The organism is Legionella stuttgartensis (assembly GCF_977063405.2).
The window spans coordinates 524,678-541,271 of sequence record NZ_CDRUHA020000022.1; the positions used below are offsets into that span (position 1 = coordinate 524,678).

Genomic DNA, 16,594 nt, shown 5'->3' on the forward strand with positions numbered 1-16,594 from the left:
GGATTTTTTTTGGCACATATTCACGCAGTATCATCGAAAAGCCGTATTTGGCTGCTCTTGAAGCATGGCGCTCCACCAAAGTTCAAATACGTTGAATCCCTTCTCCTTACAAGGGAGAAGATGCCCACAAGGGCGGATGAGGGGAATTCTTAACGTAATGTTAGTATCATTAAGTTAAGAATCGTAGCACTCTAATTAACTTTGTTGCCAACTAGCTTTTGCCCTAAATAGTTCGGGTAAGTCATTTACAGTCTTTTTGACTTCTTGAGGCAAGGCAAACAAGTCCCGGGTTTTCTGGTAGTAAACACCTAAAGGAACTGGATACTCCGGAAAAGATAAAGAAGCAAGTCGCATCGCAGCAGCAAAACTACTTGGATCATGTCGATAAATATCCGTTTCTTCTGCTGAAACACGAGCGAACTCTTCTCCCTTTACATGCAATGCTTTCTCTTTTTGCGCACCATAAAGTAAAGGTTGCCCTTCTTCTAATAGTACTGTGTTCTCTGCTCGATTGCTTTTAAGCGCAAACTCATCAAAAGCACCATGATTGAAAATATTACAATCCTGATAAATTTCCACAAAAGAACAGCCCTGGTGTTCCTGAGCTTGCTTTAATATGGAACCTAAATGAACCGGGTCCTTGTCTACTGCACGAGCTATAAAACTAGCCCCCGCCGCTAACGCTAAAGAAAGCGGGTTCACTGGTTCATTAGCTACTCCTTTGGGGGAGGTTTTTGTCACTTGACCTTTTTGTGATGTTGGTGAAAATTGACCTTTGGTAAGGCCATATACCTGATTATTGAATAATAAAATATTCACGTTTACATTACGACGTAAAATATGGATCAGATGATTGCCTCCAATACTTAAAGCATCCCCGTCTCCAGTGATTACCCACACACACAAATCATCCCTCAAGGCTTTTAATCCCGTTGCCACCGCAGTAGCTCGACCATGGATGGTATGAAAACCATAAGCATTCATATAATAAGGTAATCGGCCTGCACAACCTATTCCGGAAATAAACACATGCTGTTCTGGCGGTAATCCCAACTCAGGCAACATTTTTTGCAGGGCCATTAGAATTGCATAATCCCCACAGCCTGGACACCAGCGAACTTCGTTTGCATTGGCAAAATCTTCACGTTTATAATTGTTGTTCATAGTTCGCTTCCGCTTTTATAATGTTCACCAGATGACTCACCGTAAAAGGCTGACCATTCGATTGACTGATTACTCGTGCATCAACTAAATAAGTAGCACGAATAATTTGGCATAATTGTCCAGAGTTTAATTCGGCGACCAATACCCTATCGTATTTTTTCAAAATAGCACCTAAATCATTGGGCAAGGGATTCAGATGACGTAAATGGACGTAAGCAATCGCCAATCCTTGTTCCAAACATTCCTGCACAGCTGATTTTAAACTGCCGTAAGTACTTCCCCAGCCAATTAAAATGGTTGATGCATTAACATCCCCTTCAATCGTTAAAGGAGCATACTCTTGTGCAACTCCATCGATTTTCTGTTGACGTAAATGAACCATTTTTTGGTGATTTTCAGCATCATAACTTACTCGCCCCTCTTCACCTTGTTTTTCTAAGCCTCCCAACTGGTGAATATACCCTGGAGTACCGGGCTTATTCCAACTACGACTTAAAAACTCATCACGAGCAAACGGTTTTGGAAAACGGTTAAATTTAACTTGAGGTAATTTTAAAGAGGCGACCTCAGGGATTTTCCATGGCTCAGCAGCATTTGCGAGATAAGCATCCAATAAAACAATTACTGGAGTCATATATTTAATGGCTAGATAAAATGCTTCTAAAACAGTATAAAAACAATCAGCAGCCGAATGTGCTGCAAGTACCGGTAAAGGTGCCTCACCATGACGTCCATAAAGCGCTTGTCGCAAGTCACTTTGACTCGTTTTCGTTGGTAAACCCGTTGAAGCTCCTGCTCGTTGAACATCGAGCAAGACTAAAGGTAATTCAGCGACTACAGCTAAACCCAAACTTTCACTTTTTAGGTCCAGTCCAGGTCCAGAAGTTGTAGTTAAAGCCAATCTCCCGCCATATGCAGCTCCGATACAAGCACAAATTGCCGCAATTTCATCTTCTGCTTGCAAAAGTTGTACTCCAAAATCAGATAATCGTGCACACTCATGCAGGATTGCTGAAGAAGGAGTAATTGGATATCCGGAAACCAAGGTCGGTATTTGTGTAGACGTAGCCAGTGTAGCAAGTGCTAAGCCTACTGCTTCAACACCTGTAATTTGTCGATAATCCCCTACAGCTCGATTAACTTCACCTAACATATAGTCTCGGCGAGTTAACTCTAAAGTCATTGCATAATTGTATCCAGCTAATAAAGCCAATTGATTGGCTTTAGCAACTACAGCATTCGCTTTGAATTTTTTAGCAATAAACGACTCGCATGCAGTAGTTGTCAAATCAAACAACCATAAAACCAAACCCAAAACGTAAAAATTTTTGGTTTTGGTAGCTTGCGGTTTCGTCAAATCAAGCGAAGATACGGCTTGAAGAGTTTGGGTGATTAAAGGAAATGAAACAATTTGGTAATGTTCGGCACAATTATCGAGAAAACTTTTATCCATTCCCGCTTTTTGCCAATCCTTTTCTTGATAACTGTCTTCGTTAATAATCAACAAACCGCCTTGATTTAGATGTTGCAAGGAATTTTTTAATGCGGCTGGATTTAATGCAACAAGCACATCAAGCGACTCACCTGCAGTGAAAATAGCATGTTCCGCCATTGCCAATTGAAAACCAGAAACCCCCGCTACAGTACCTGCTGGAGCCCGAATTTCTGCAGGAAAATCAGGTAAGGTCCGCACATCACGACCGGTAAGTGCGGCGCTAATAGTGAGTTGTTCCCCCACCAGTTGCACCCCATCACCTGAATCTCCAGTAATACGAATAACAATCACGTCAGATGTTGACATAAAGTCTTGCTTCCTGCATTAGTTGACGCATGTGTCTTACTGCCTCTTTCATACCGCAAAATAAAGCACGGGCAATAATTGCATGGCCTATGTTAAGTTCATGTAATTCTTTTATGGCGGCTATAGCTTGCACATTATGATAGTTAAGACCATGGCCTGCATTAACAATCAAATTTAAACTTACAGCATATTCCGCGGCGTGTTTTATACGCCCTAATTCATACTGCTGCTGTTCTACATCCGTAGCATCAGCATAACATCCGGTGTGTAATTCAATAACAGGAGCACCGATATCTGCTGCAGCCTTAATCTGTTCACGATCTGGATCAATAAATAAAGATACTTCACTACCCATAGATTCCAAACGTCGCACAGCGTGCTCTACTGATTTCTGGTACGTTATTACGTCCAGGCCACCTTCTGTAGTTAATTCCTCACGCTTTTCCGGTACCAAACACGAATGCTCAGGTAAAATTTCTTCGGCAAAATCAAGCATCGCCTCGGTAACTGCCAACTCAAGATTCATTCGCGTTTGCAAAACTTGTTTAATCAAACGTACATCACGCGCTTGAATATGTCTTAGATCTTCTCTCATATGCAAAGTAATACCATCAGCCCCTGCTTCTTCCGCATCCATAGCTGCTTGAACAGGATCAGGATAACGGGTACCACGTGCCTGACGTACTGTTGCTATATGATCAATATTAACCCCCAAGAGTATTGACTTATTCATTCTACACCTTACAAATAAAATAAAGAGTATAAAGTCCCTTTTGACCTAAACTCAAGTTGCTTGAAAACATATATATTCGTTGCATTAGTTTAATGCAGTAACAATTCTATGAATTCATACACCCTTCACTGTTTCTTTCACTCAGCAAGATACAAAGCACGTGTCTTAATCTCTCGCCCCCCCAGAAGATGATCGATCGCTTGGCGCATAATAATTTTTGCTGATTTAAGATAAGGAGCCTCATTTAATTTATCTTCTGCCAATGCAAGAATATGTGCACCCGAAATTCCCCGGCTGTCGCGAATAAAACCTTCACCGGCAACAAATTGATAATATGAATCAGGAGCAATCAAATTTGCGCTACCTGCTTCCTGTGTTAATGAAAAGGAATAACCACATGCATGCAGCAAAGTCCACTCAAAACGTCTTAATAACGCTTCAATGACTAATCGTTCTTTTGCTAATGTTAGGCCATTTAAAGTAAATAAATAAGCATCAAACAATGCCGAATCAGAATAATTGCGACTTAAAGCATAATAAAGAATTTCGTTTATATATAAACCTGCGAAAAGTGAGCTACCTATAAGCTGAAGTGATGGGGAAGTACTTTCAACAGTTTGTACATAATATCGATCACGACGCTCGGCAAGATTGATCCATAGTGGGGTAAAAGGTTGTAAAAGGGCTTGCTTTTTTGGGGTACGCCCACCCTTATAAAGGCATTGAATTACGCCTAACTCACGCGTAAAAAAACTGACTTGAGCACTAGTATCCCCAGACCATTTTTTGTGTAAAACCCAAGCTGCTATTGTCCTAGTGGTCATAACCTAATTGTTTTAATATACGCTCGTCATCCGACCAGCCTGATTTTACCTTACACCAGCACTGTAAGAAGACTTTTTTGCCTAATAGTTTTTCCATGTCCACTCGTGCATTCGTTGCCATTTCTTTTAGTTTCTGTCCCTTATCACCAATGATCATTCGTTTGTGATTGTCTTTATCCACAAGAATCAGTGCATGAATACGCACGAGCGTGCCTTCATCCTTAAAGGATTCAATATCTACAGTAACAGAATAAGGTAATTCTTGTCCGCAAAAGCGGAAAATTTTTTCTCGCAGCAATTCCGCGCATAGAAATTTTATGGGTCGGTCCGTCAATTGATCATCTGGAAATAAATGAGGTCCCTCTGGCAAATAATTCTGTAGTTTTTCTTGCAACTCATCGACCTGTACTCCTGTTTTTGCGGATATAGGGATGATTGCTGCGAATTCATGTTTTTGACTTATTTGTTCTATCCAAGGTAACAACTGAGTCTTATCATCAATTTTATCTACTTTATTCACTACTAAAATACACGGTACTTTGGCTTGCTTTACTAAATTCAAAACGTACTCATCCTCGTCTTGCCAATGGGTTCCATCAACTAAAAAAGCAATCACATCAACATCCCGCAATACACTAATCGCAGTTTTATTCATCATGCGATTCATTGCTTTTTTAGTCCCTTGGTGAATTCCAGGGGTATCTACATAAACAAATTGGTAATCACCTTCAGTACGGATCCCTAAAATACTGTGCCGAGTTGTTTGTGGCTTTCTTGAGGTAATGCTAACTTTTTGCTGCATAATACAATTAAGAAGTGTTGATTTACCTACATTAGGTCTGCCAACTAAAGCGATATAACCACAATAACTAATCATTAAAATAGATTCCTGTTTATTTTTAAAACATTTTATCAGTGACACCATAAAATTTCCAGAATTGTAGCATTTCTACTTGATATTTCATTAAAAAACCAAGTATCCTGTGCAGTATGTGAACAAAGGATAGTTCCAATGTCTTATTTTGTAACATCAAAAGGCCGCACTCAACTTATCGTTCCCTTAGCCATTACCCCCTCTAGTCATCAAGCACTGCCCACCATAACAGGGAGTCCATTCAGTAACGAAGCCGGAACAGTAGTATACGGTCATTACAATATGGAATACCTTCTTCCAGGAGGAGACAGACTGCGCTTAATCGCTAATCATGATAAAAAAACAGTGCAGCTTATGTTATTTACGTATAAACCGGAGGTGATTCAACTACTTCCAGGTGATCGATCGTCTTCATTAGTAGCGAATGTTATTAGTAAAGTTCATCGCTACCGCATACGCTCAGGAAGCTATAGCCAGCCGCTAACTTCGACACAAGAACAAAAATTGAAGTTTGCTAATGAATGCATTGATTCTTTAAAAAAATTATTAAAAGAAGAGCGACGATTAACCAGTCAAGATCATAAAGGTCATGAGGCATTAAGAAAACAAGTGATTAAAATTATTGGCCACTATTCCGATCAAAATCGCTTGTTAGCAACTTCTCCTCTGGTATCCGAAGGCACTTTGGGAAACTTTCTTTACGAAGCCCATAAAACAGCACAACATTATTCTTTTAATCGTGTCTATTCTGTGTCACGACAAGATCAAATGGATTTCAGGCATATCGTAAAAAATCATGAAGCAAAACAACCATGCCTTGTCTGGGATAGCGAGCTTCATATAGGACATAACACTAAAGATTTGGATGATGCATTTAAAGTCATTTGTAGCTATTACAAATTATCCCCAGCTGGAACCTTGAGCAATATCCCTGCAAATCGATTTGCACAACTTGCAGCTTTTTTTAATAAATTGTGGCGAGATGGCCATGATTGGATCAATTATCTGGCAATTGATAAGAAACCAGAACACAAAACAGAAATAGTGCAACGATTAGATGGCTTAACGATAACAAAGATTACTCCCTACTATAGGCTACAAGGATTTCCACAAAAAGGTTACCCCGATTTACCCACTCTAATACGCCAATTCATTAACAGTACCAGCCCACCAATATTTGCTGATACCACAAAAAAAGCAAAAAAAAGGATCAGTAAACTGCCACATGGTAGTTGGGCCATTATTGCTGAGGAAGAGCTTATCCTAATCAGACAGGAAAACAAAATAATGCAATTACGCTATTTTGTTCATGAGGGGCTCTTCTACCCTTTGCCAGAGGGACAAGATTTATATACCTTAGGACAAATCAGTAAACGTCATCTCTACTTACCAGAACGTGTTAGTCTCAAGCTTAATGCGTTTATTTCACGTATACCTCAGTTTTTCTATAAGTTCTATAAAAGCATGCATCACTTTATTATCCATGATCTGCGTGATGATTTTTTCAGCCATATACACGACACACACATCCCAAAATTAGATAAGCTTAAAGAACTAAAAAGCAAAAACAACAAAGCAAGAAATTCACTAAGCTCAGCATTGGAAAATAAAGGACTTTTAGCTAATGGCCAAACTTTAGAAGAATTTATTAAAGAGCAAATTAGCAATAGCCCTTACATTATTGCTCGCCCCAATCACCCACCAAGTCACCATGCTTATGATAATCCGCTTCATCGAACCTTAGAAATAATACGCCATATAGCCAGTTTTTTCATTGACGTAAGCGAGCAAAATCCGTTGATCGGGACTTTAGCAATGGCTGCCTATGCATACGGCGGTGGAGCAGTACTTGCTCCCGAGTTCCTTAAATCAATTTTAACTAAATTGCACTTACATGGTTTAATTGCGGGGATTGAACCAACACAAAAACTGGCTCACTGGATGAGTCATGGAACAATCTCTGAAGCGATTTCTGCATCAATGACGTACTGGCAAAGCGTCGTAGCAGGTGGAAATTTGGATAAATTCTTTGTTGAAGCGTTCAATATACTCAAAGAAGATCCGGCAGAAATTGCGATTATCGCTTCATTAGCACTTAGCCTCGGTTATGGATTAACTAAAGCAATTCCCTCCTTGGGACGTGAAATGGGGGATTTTCCTTACACCAATTATGCCGCTTTAGGTGGAAAAGGAGGCGCAGCAATTTATGATACAATTATGCATCCTGGTGATGATTGGTTCCTGGGTACCTGTAAGTGGTTGTGTAAAGGCTTTGTTACTTTAGGAAAGCTATGTATCGCTCCTTTTTTTGAAAGCTATCATTATGGATTTCATGAAGGATTTCTTAGAGGTTGGCAAAAAAGTGGAGTTCTTCTTAAGAGCGTCAGTAAACAAATTCTTGCAGCCTCTGCTGATTTTATTTTAGCGCTCCTCACCATTCCAATTATCGAAGTCAGCGCTCTTTTTATTCATGTCCCATTTCGTGGCGTTACAAATCTACTGACTAAAATACTTGCTATTCTTGGAAATATCAGTGCTATAGGAGAATTATTCCTTTTCTTTTCAGCAAGACCACATTCAGAGAATTTAATCTCCAATTTTAGATTATCACCACTTTATGGTTTCACCTGGCCGCTTGACCATTTTTCTGATAATCCATTGGTCAATCTCTGTATTAATATGGTTCGTGCTCTATGCATTCCATTATTACAATTAATAAAAAACCTGATTATATTACCCATTTTGGATTTTATTTCTTTCTCTGCTCGCATAGCACTTACTATCTTGGATCCTATAACACGTATTCTTGCCTATTCTGTAGGAAGTATTATCAGCGCAATTGGCGAAGTCTGGGATCATTCTTTTGGATTTTTGTTTAGCACTAGTGCAAAAGGGGTCACTTCGATTTGCAATTGGATCGATAATCAAGCGAGTGCATTAAAACAAACCTTATTATCGTTTATAGAAAGTCAACGCGGCGATTTATATTATTGGGCATTTGCAGAGGAAGATCTAAAATCACATACTACTTTGAATGATGCGGAATATTATTCAAGTGATCCGAGACGTTACGAATTAATCCCGCATTCAAAGAGTCATTGCCTATTACAAACGCTCCTAGACAACGGAAATGATTCACCATTAAAAGAAAAAAATCATGAACCTATTACTCACCATCCTCCTATATTGGCAGTAAAAAATTCGAAAAGTAGGGCAAAAACTTCTTCCCAAGAAGAAATAATTAACTATAGTATGTAGCATGCTTATCAAAGCATTAGCTTGCAATTCATGCTGATTTATTGACCAATCTTGTATATAATTAAATTAAGATGTGGAATGAGGATATGTACATATGACGCAATTAAAAGAAACCTTAGAACCCATCGTTTCTCAAGATAATTTGATTTTTAAAGAGCTTGACGAGTCTATTTATTCAAAACAAGAAGCACAACAGCTGAGATTTTCTTCGTCTTCAAATGAGGAACTTGATGCTAATCCTTCTACAATAGATCTAAGTAATTTTGGTTTGAGAAATCCTAACGATATAAAAATCTTCTTATTATCACCAGCAGGAGAAACTGTAACGCATGAAATTGGAGCTGAATTAATGCGAGAAAGAGTTTTTGAGGAAGAGCAGCAACTGCAAATATACGAACAAATTTTGTTGCAAGAACGTAAGAGGGCTTTAATATTTCATTGGTTACTTGGAGAAGAAGAAGAATCCGAAAAAGCACGACAGGAAATAATTCAAATGCAGCAGGAGCAAACTCGTAAATCTAACGAGCCAAGTACACCTAAAAAAACCGCTACTGAGCCTAACCAAGCCACTAAAGATACTATCGATGGGTACACTAAATCTATAGCGAAACTACAAAACGATCACGCAGCTCTTACAGACCGTTCAAAAAAGTTAGAAGCTGATCGGCAAATGATTACTGAAAAATATGATACTTATGATAAAGGCTTAGAAGACTTTAATGCAGCACGTTTTGAAGTAGAAACAGACGCGCAAATCAAAGAACAGATTAAAACACTCCAAAAAGAAGCGGACGAAACCGCAGACAAGATGATGGAACACGGTGTAACAGATAAAGAAGTTCAGAGATTAGGAAATCACCTCAATACTTTAAGTTTAAAAATAGCAAGTTTAGAAGATATACTAGCGACCCGATCCAGCAAAAAAAATGAAGATCCAAAAGTATTTGCTGATATTAACGGGAATACTAAGGATGCCAATGGCGTCCCTGTTACCTATAAAGATGCCGCCTTTGTTCTTTCTAAAGGACAAAAAGTTGAACGCGATGAAAATGGAAATTACTACCTTCTGAAAGCGGGTCAAGATTTAAAATCAATGGATACCCAAGCTCTAAATCAAGCAAAAGAAGATTTCCAACTGGCCAAAAGAGACATTAAAGTTGTAAAAGATGTAGTAAAAGATGTAAGACATGAAGAATTAGATCATAACTCATCACTTATTGCAAAAAACAAAGCTGAAAAATTAATGGTACAAAACCAAATTAATTTAATGCAAGCTGCTCGCAGCAATGCAGAACAAGCCCTGAAAGCCACCCCTGATGTACCTATGCAGTCGCCAGGATCAACAATTACAACTCAAAACATTGGTCTTGGCATCACTCCTATGCCAAACCCAACACAATCACCTAAGATGTCCTCAGCGCCCACGCCATCACCACAGATTTTTAATGCTGCTGCGTTTGTACAAACTATAAGTAATGGCCCCAAACCTACTTGGGGCAGTTTGTTTTCTAAAGTTCAAACAATACAGGATCCCAGTGTCCAAAAAGATTTAGATAAATTTCTTACGGATGAAGCTAAGAAAGAAGCTAAGAAAAATATGTCAGAGGACAAAAAAAATGAAATGGACAAATTTAGCCCAGAAGCGCTAAAGCAAAAACTTATGGGTATGTTACGAAGAGCACCCGTTCCAGAGGTAGCGATGAATGGTTTCTTGAAACATATGGCCAAATTCGAAGAGGCCTATAAACCTAATGTCACTTCAGAAGAAAGTCCAGTAGCACAACGGGAACAGACACCTATTTCACCATTTAATACTACACCAAGTGCCTAAAACTTTATCATAGAAAAAGATACCCGAGTACATTTGTCAGAACTCTCGGGTACTTTTTTAAATAAAGTGAATCACCTTCCGGGAAACTAATCAATATCCCTAATTTCTTAAAATAAGATTCACAAATATACTTGCCAACACACACTAACTCTTCTAACATTAAACTTTGTGACTTAACCAAAGTTTACTAAAAAAATACATCACTGTAGGACTCACTATGATCTTAGATAAGTTACTGGGAAAGCAATCTGTAATTATATCACTGGATGTAGACAATTTTTTGTTTGAACGGTTAGAACAAATTAAAGCAGCCGGTTTCGATTTAGTTGAAATTAATTCAACAGATCAAAAATTATTATCCCAAGCAGTCGAACGTTGTCCTTCTCTTAAAATCGGTGCCGGTGGTGTGATTGATACACAACAACTCGAAAACTGCTATCAGGCAGGGGTACATTTTGCTACCAGTCCTGGTTACTTGCCAGCAATTGCACAAACAGCCAATGTTTACTCATTCAATTACTTACCTGGGGTTGCTACAATTTCTGAAGCAATGGCAGTGATGAGTCTGGGGTTTGCACACGTCCGCCCTTTCCCCGCTGACTTAGCTTTTTGTACGCTTTTAAATAAATGTCTTCCTCACTTAAAACTATTCCCAGCTGAAATTGAATGGGAAGAAGCAGAACATTTTCTTAATTTACCCTCAGTAGCAGCGGTGAGTATACATAATCCTGATACAAAACAGCTGGATGCGCTCACTACAAGTATTTTGGCATAATTTTAGTTTTTAAATCTTAAGTAAGATACTTATAGCTAATCTTTCCTTAATGTTATCAAGCCTATAATTAGGAGAATCACTGTGATTATAGGCTTCTACTATGCTTACTGAAGTTATATTAGATCAAACAATAGCGACTCTTTCTACCTATAAGGGAAAAACTAAAATTGATCCTGCATTTGATAAATACAAACAAGGAATAAAAACATCGCTTGTTGATTTTATTAACCAATGTAAAGCAATTCCTCTAGCCCAACAATTAGATCATATTGCCAAAGAAATGAAAGAAAAAACCGGAGGTATGTCTGCCAAAATTGAAAATAACAGTGGTAAAAAACGTAGTTGGACTTTAATTTTTACTTTAGCAGCATTAGCAATCGAAAGAAAACAAGATTTACCTAAAGATCATCCAGAAATCGCTTCCATTGATATGCTTTTATCTGGTTTCAGTAATGGCTGGGTCAATGAATTTGGTTCAATAGGATTTGGATTAACACTTAATGAAGAAGCAATAAATAATATTCTAAATGGAATGAAAGGCTGGATTCAAAAATATGACATCAATCAAGGTGAGCGAACCAAACATGATGTTCTATTGGCACTTTACGCTTCGGTATTCTCCCTTGAAGAAAAATTATCCAGCTCACCTCTAGCGCCTAAAAAATTTAAAGATGAAATGGGAATCATAAAAGTTCAGCTGATTGATAAATTCAATGAATTAAAAAACAAATTAGACATTAAAAAGCCCCCTTCAATTCAAGTAATTGATCCCCTAAAAGAATTGGCTCCTAAAGAAGAAATTTTATATCGACAATTCAAAGAACAATTAGAACACTTAAAAAAGAAACAAGAGCAAATTCAGCAAAATATACGGACCTTCCCACAAGCACAATTTGCGCGAATAACTCAATTGCAACAATTATTAAAGGATCCACCATCGGCAAGCAGCAAAGACCCAATGAGTGAATTTTGGAAACAATATGATACCCAAACAAAATTTAATCAACTTTTGAACGACCTTGATGTTCCCGAAAATGAGCGTCCTGGATGGAACGAATATTTTAAATACCAACATGGCTCATATCGCGAACAAGCCATCTCAATATTATGGACAGGGAGTTGGGGCCTACCCCAATTTATTGGAGGGGTTCCGAGTAATATGATTTCTTTGGAGTTGTTGCGTAGCAAAAGCGATGCAGCGATTAAACCGCTACAAGTAATACACGCACAAATTGAAGCGCAAAAATCAATTGTAGATTCAGAACGACCTACTCAACTTATACACAGCATAGAGGATGAATTAAAAAATTTAGCGGAATTAAAAAAGACCAAAATGGATGTCTTAGAAGAAGAGCTTGCTGATGTTATAGGTCATAAATCGACAAATGCATTGGCAAAGATAAATAGCGATATTGAGCAATTGAATAAGAGTTTAGAAAAACAGAAGAAAATGATTCAATCGCTTAAAAACATTCAGGAAAAAATAGAACTATTGAAGAAACTTGTGGATTGTACTGATGTAGAAGAAACTTTTAGATTATTCCTAAATGAAGCCAGTAATACAATAAGTCTTACATCTCAACCTTTACCCCCTGACTTACCAGCAGCCAAAAAAATCGCCACTTTGGAGCACTCAGTAGCTCGAGCTCAGTCTAATATATTGGGGCTCCAATTAAGCCTTAATCAAATGGCCAAAGCATTGAATCTTCAACAATCGAGTGCCATTGAATTGGTGTCAAAATTCATTCACACCAAAGAAAATACCCTAGGTCATACCCTATTATCCTTTTTTTCATCATCTTACAAAATAATGTTTAACGAGTTAAAAGAAGCGCTAAATGAGGAATCCCTTGAAATTCGTTTGAATAAAATGAAAGAGGTATTAGGCATCAGCGATGAACCTCAAAAAGAAAAAGAAATTTCAACTTATTTTAAGAAGCTAAAAGAAGAAGCACAAGAAGTGTTAAGTGAAGAACACTTCGAAGAAATACCAATACAAACAAAGCCTGCTTAGAATCTAATTAATTATTTTTATTAATCAATAAATCCAAAATAAAAAATGCAGCCCCAATACAAATCGCACTATCTGCTATGTTAAAAGTAGCAAAATGGTGGTGCTTATAATAGACATCAATAAAATCAATAACATACCCATGATATGCTCTATCAAACAAATTACCTATTGCTCCGCCTAAAATAAGACTGATTCCTGCCAAAAGTAGCTTAGCCTGACTTTCAGTACGATATAACCAGATAGCAAGGATACCACTCACTATTAAACTGAAGCCGGCAAAAAACCATCGATGCCAATCTCCGGCGCCGCTTAAAAAACTAAAAGCTGCGCCAGAGTTATAAGCCAAAGTAAAATTAAACATTGGAAAAACTGCTAATGGTTTATAAGGAGTTAAAAAAAACTCCACTAAGTATTTACTCGCTTGATCACTAATAACTACTAGAAGACTCAGAATAAACCATGGCCATTTTTTCATATAAATTGTCTCTCTTCCTCTTGTCCACTGATATTACCAACACAACGTAAACAGAGCTCAGGATGTTGCATATCTTGCCCAACATCAGGCCGTCTATGCCAGCAACGAGCACATTTTTCATACGTACTTGCTGAAACAGCAATCGAGACACCATATGCCGTAGTAGGCAGACCGGAAGGAGCTGAACTCATGGGGTGTACAGCTGCATCTGATGTAATTAATAAAAAGCGCAACTCCTCGCCTAAACGAGTCAGTTTAGGTAAGACTTTGTTGTCCGCATATAAAGTTACCTCTGCAGCTAATGCAGAACCGATTTCTCCTTTTTGACGTGTTTCTTCCAAAGCCTTATTTACTTCATCACGGATTAAATGCAGCTCATCCCAATCCGTCATATTCACATCATCAATATTTGGCCAAGCATCATACCAAAGTTCAGTAAAGACTGATTCTTGATTATAACCAGGTATATAGCGCCCTATCTCCTCGGCTGTGAAGGATAATATAGGAGCTAACCAAAGAGTGAAGGCCCTAATGATGTGATACATTGCAGTTTGACAGGAACGTCGGGCTTTGCTTTCTTTTGCAGTGGTATATTGTCTATCCTTAATTAAATCCAGATAAAAGCTTCCCATATCTACTGCACAGAAATTGTGAATTTTCTGGTAAATAATATGGAATTGATAGCCTTCATAGGCTTCTATAATTTCTTCTTGTAAGAGCTGAGTTCGCTTTAATGCCCATTTGTCCAACTCCAAAAGATCTTTATCGTGTACACAATCCTTTGTTGGATCAAAATCAAATAAATTTGCTAGTAAAAAGCGAGCTGTATTACGAATTCTGCGATAAGCATCTGCATTTCTTTTAATAATTTCATCTGAAATGCTCACTTCATGTCGATAATCCGTAGAGGCTACCCATAAACGTAAAATATCAGCACCATGTTGATTGACTAATTTATCTAAAGCAACATAGTTTCCTTTAGATTTAGAAAGCTTCTTACCTTCAGCATCCACGGTATAGCCATGAGTTAACACGGTTTTATAAGGAGCAACACCATACATGGCTACGGAAGTGGTTAATGAAGAATTGAACCAACCGCGATGTTGATCTGAGCCCTCAAAATAAATATCTGCTGGGAAAGCCAAAGCTTCATTTTGTTTCAAAACAGCAAAATGGGTTACACCTGAGTCAAACCAAACATCCATGGTATCATTAATTTTCTCATAAAACTCAGCATCATCCCCAAGTAACTCTTTTACATCCATTTCGAACCAGGCATCGATCCCTGCTTTCTCAATAAGTAAAGCAACTTTTTCAATAAGCTCAAGTGTATTAGGATGCAATTCACGCGTCGCGCTATGTACAAATAAAGGCATAGGAGTGCCCCATGCTCTTTGTCTTGATATACACCAATCAGGTCTGTTTTCAACCATATTGCTAATACGAGCCTTACCCCAATCAGGAACCCAAGTTACTTTATCAATTTCTTTAACGATATGTTCTCTTAATTGGCTTTTATCCATAGAAATAAACCATTGAGGCGTAGCCAAGAAAATCATCGGTGATTTATGACGCCAGCAATGAGGATAACTATGTCTAATATTTTCTTTAGCTAAAAGGACGCCTTTTTCAGATAAAACACCCAAAATAGTATCATTAGCCTTTAATACAGAAAGACCTGCGAATAGTTCAACATCATCAGCAAAACAACCATTTCCTTTAACTGGATTAATCAAAGGCAAATTATATGCCTTACCAACTAAGTAATCGTCTGGTCCATGAGCAGGCGCGGTATGTACGCATCCAGTACCGGACTCAGTAGTTACATGCTCACCTAATACCACAGGAACAAAGCGATTATAAAAAGGATGTTTCAATTTCAAATGTTCAAATACCTTTCCTTTTACCGAGCCACGAATGGTATATTGCGTCATCCCATAACGAGCCATCGCCGATTCAACCAAATCAGTAGCAAGTATCCAATATGCATCGCCCGTATCTACTAAAGAATAGTCAATTGCGGGATGCAAACATACCGCTTCATTAGCAGGTAAACTCCATGGAGTCGTTGTCCAAATAGGAAGACCCAGTGGTTTTAATTCTGCCTTTACTTGAAACAAATGAATAAATTCTTCGGGATTTACTGCAAAAAAAGCGACATCAATCGATGAAGAGGTTTTCTCATCGTAATCAACTTCTGCCTCAGCTAAAGCAGAACCACAATCAATACACCAATGTACTGGTTTAAAACCTTGTTGCAAATGACCATTTTTGATGATTAGGCCCAATGCACGAACAATATTGGCTTCATAACGAAAATCCATTGTGACATAAGGATTATACCAATCGCCAAAAACTCCAAGTCTTTGAAATTCATCGCGCTGAATATCAATTTGGCTCGCAGCATATTCACGACATTTGGTACGAAACTCTCGAGCAGATACCTTATCACCAACTCGGCCTATTTTTTTCTCTACATTAAGCTCAATCGGTAACCCGTGACAGTCCCATCCAGGAACAAAGGGTGCATCATATCCACTGAGTGATTTTGATTTAACGATAATGTCTTTAAGAATCTTATTTAACGCATGACCGCAGTGTAAGTGACCATTCGCATAAGGAGGACCATCATGCAGAATGAAGCGCTTACTTCCAGTGCGGGCTTTACGGATTTTTTCATATATTTTTTTTGCCTGCCAATCAGCCAAAACCTCAGGCTCTCGAGTAGCTAGGCTTGCCTTCATCGGAAATGAAGTATTAGGAAGATTTAATGTATCTTTGTATTCTGCCATAAGAGTTCGCTCTGCAAAATCGTTAAACTTTTGGTGACTACTCACCCCGTATC

Annotated in this window: 11 protein-coding genes; 4 read left to right on the forward strand and 7 right to left on the reverse strand. The window is 38.2% G+C overall.

All coding sequences use genetic code 11. The annotated features are described in order from the left end of the window. Positions 1-195: 195 nt before the first annotated feature. From ACWTEW_RS07910 to era, 5 genes are all read right to left on the reverse strand, one after another. A complete protein-coding gene (locus ACWTEW_RS07910) occupies positions 196-1,164 on the reverse strand; it encodes a 2-oxoacid:ferredoxin oxidoreductase subunit beta (protein ID WP_454781156.1) in 969 nt (322 codons plus the stop codon). Beyond that, positions 1,148-2,965 (reverse strand): 2-oxoacid:acceptor oxidoreductase subunit alpha, encoded by a 1,818-nt coding sequence (locus tag ACWTEW_RS07915; protein WP_454781157.1) that lies wholly within the window; start codon positions 2,963-2,965, stop codon positions 1,148-1,150. The genes ACWTEW_RS07910 and ACWTEW_RS07915 overlap by 17 nt, the downstream gene beginning before the upstream one ends. After that, the gene (pdxJ, locus tag ACWTEW_RS07920; RefSeq protein WP_454781158.1) at positions 2,952-3,698 is read right to left on the reverse strand and encodes a pyridoxine 5'-phosphate synthase; all 747 of its coding nucleotides are present in this window, start codon (positions 3,696-3,698) and stop codon (positions 2,952-2,954) included. The genes ACWTEW_RS07915 and pdxJ overlap by 14 nt, the downstream gene beginning before the upstream one ends. 137 nt (positions 3,699-3,835) lie before the next feature. Next, positions 3,836-4,522 (reverse strand): DNA repair protein RecO, encoded by a 687-nt coding sequence (gene recO, locus ACWTEW_RS07925; protein WP_454781159.1) that lies wholly within the window; start codon positions 4,520-4,522, stop codon positions 3,836-3,838. Next, a complete protein-coding gene (gene era, locus ACWTEW_RS07930) occupies positions 4,512-5,399 on the reverse strand; it encodes a GTPase Era (protein ID WP_454781160.1) in 888 nt (295 codons plus the stop codon). The genes recO and era overlap by 11 nt, the downstream gene beginning before the upstream one ends. A 135-nt stretch (positions 5,400-5,534) precedes the next feature. Here era and ACWTEW_RS07935 point away from each other — a divergent pair, with 135 nt between their 5' ends. The 4 genes from ACWTEW_RS07935 to ACWTEW_RS07950 all read left to right on the forward strand — a co-directional run bounded on the left by ACWTEW_RS07935 (position 5,535) and on the right by ACWTEW_RS07950 (position 13,274). Further along, positions 5,535-8,654: a hypothetical protein gene (locus tag ACWTEW_RS07935; RefSeq protein WP_454781161.1), complete on the forward strand. Its 3,120-nt coding sequence runs from the start codon at positions 5,535-5,537 to the stop codon at positions 8,652-8,654. Positions 8,655-8,748: 94 nt separating this feature from the next. Next, positions 8,749-10,485: a coiled coil protein gene (locus ACWTEW_RS07940; RefSeq protein ID WP_454781162.1), complete on the forward strand. Its 1,737-nt coding sequence runs from the start codon at positions 8,749-8,751 to the stop codon at positions 10,483-10,485. 217 nt (positions 10,486-10,702) lie between these two features. Further along, positions 10,703-11,260 (forward strand): bifunctional 4-hydroxy-2-oxoglutarate aldolase/2-dehydro-3-deoxy-phosphogluconate aldolase, encoded by a 558-nt coding sequence (locus ACWTEW_RS07945; protein WP_454781163.1) that lies wholly within the window; start codon positions 10,703-10,705, stop codon positions 11,258-11,260. Positions 11,261-11,360: 100 nt separating this feature from the next. Then, entirely contained in the window at positions 11,361-13,274 is a 1,914-nt protein-coding gene (locus ACWTEW_RS07950) for a hypothetical protein (RefSeq protein WP_454781164.1), read from the forward strand. Positions 13,275-13,281: 7 nt separating this feature from the next. On the opposite strand, the gene lspA is transcribed toward ACWTEW_RS07950, so the two are convergent. Both lspA and ileS read right to left on the reverse strand, forming a co-directional pair. Next, complete coding sequence (lspA, locus tag ACWTEW_RS07955; RefSeq protein ID WP_454781165.1) at positions 13,282-13,749, reverse strand: signal peptidase II; 468 nt, start codon at positions 13,747-13,749, stop codon at positions 13,282-13,284. Continuing rightward, entirely contained in the window at positions 13,746-16,541 is a 2,796-nt protein-coding gene (gene ileS / locus ACWTEW_RS07960; RefSeq protein ID WP_454781166.1) for an isoleucine--tRNA ligase, read from the reverse strand. The genes lspA and ileS overlap by 4 nt, the downstream gene beginning before the upstream one ends. Between the last annotated feature and the right edge of the window lie 53 nt (positions 16,542-16,594).